This is a genomic window from Actinosynnema sp. NPDC059335, assembly GCF_042752395.1.
GTDB lineage: Bacteria > Actinomycetota > Actinomycetes > Mycobacteriales > Pseudonocardiaceae > Actinosynnema.
Genome location: NZ_JBHYXZ010000213.1, coordinates 11,061 through 12,062, shown reverse-complemented (window position 1 = coordinate 12,062; position 1,002 = coordinate 11,061). Strand labels below are relative to the sequence as shown.

Sequence of the window (1,002 nt, the reverse complement as noted above, 5' to 3'; positions counted from 1 at the left end):
GCGTCAACGTCCTGTGGGCACTGCTGCGCGACAACCGGCCCTATCAACCCACGCCTCCCCTCGCCGCCGCCGCTTGACAAACGGATTAAGAGTCGGGTCGAGGCGACGACCCCGCGGGCCGCGGCGGTGTCCACGATGCGGGTGTCCGCGACTCGCCGGCGGTCTGGGGCCGGAGCACGCGGGCGTAGGGTTGTGGGAATGCGGATCGGCGAGTTGTCCAGGCGCACGGGCGTCAGTCCGCGCTCACTGCGGTACTACGAGGAGCAGGGTTTGCTGACCAGTTCGCGTTCCGGCGCGGGGCAGCGTCACTATTCCGATGCCGAGGTCCAGCGGGTGTCGCTCATCCGGCGGTTGTTCGAGGCGGGTATGTCCAGCCGGGTGATCGCGACGGTGTTGCCGTGCGTGGACGTTCCCGGTGACCCGGGTGTCGCCGAGGAGACGTTCACGGCGATGATGCGCGAGCGCGAGCGGATCGATGCGGAAATCGCGCAGTTGGTCGAGATGCGGGATGCGCTCGACGTGCTGATCGAGGCCAACAGCAGGCACCGGGCGGAGTTGTCCACGACCCGGGAACCGGCGGCACGGTCGGCTTGATGCTGTGACCCGCGCCTCAGCGGCTTGCCCCTGACATCGATGTGAGGGGCGAGGCTGGCGACAGCGCCCGGAATCGCCGGGGCGGTCGTCACGAGGAGGCGGAAGATGGGGCAGGCGTGGGGTTTCGGCAGGTATGGCGGGCCCGAGGTGCAGGAGTTCTTCGATCGTCCCGATCCCGTCCCCGGCCGCGGCGAGGTGCTGGTCCGGGTCGACGTCGCCGGCGTGAACCCCCTCGACCACCTCCTGCGCTCGGGTCTGGTCCCCGGGCTCGACGGCGGGCGTCCCTTCCCCCGGGTGCTGGGCATGGAGGCAGCGGGAACCGGGGTGGGCCGCGCGGGGGGCGGGGGAGGGGGGGTGGGGGTGGGGCGGGCGGTGCGGTGGGGCGAGCGCCCGGGGCGGGGCCGCCCC

The 1,002-nt window shown here is 72.1% G+C and carries 2 protein-coding genes; both read left to right on the top strand.

The window, feature by feature from the left end; translation table 11 throughout:
• The first annotated feature begins 198 nt into the window (after positions 1–198).
• Positions 199–594: a MerR family transcriptional regulator gene (locus tag ACFXGA_RS37115; protein WP_378096803.1), complete on the top strand. Its 396-nt coding sequence runs from the start codon at positions 199–201 to the stop codon at positions 592–594.
• Positions 595–699: 105 nt separating this feature from the next.
• Positions 700–1,002, top strand: a 303-nt coding sequence (locus ACFXGA_RS37110; protein WP_378096800.1) for an alcohol dehydrogenase catalytic domain-containing protein, incomplete at its 3' end; no start/stop codon positions are given.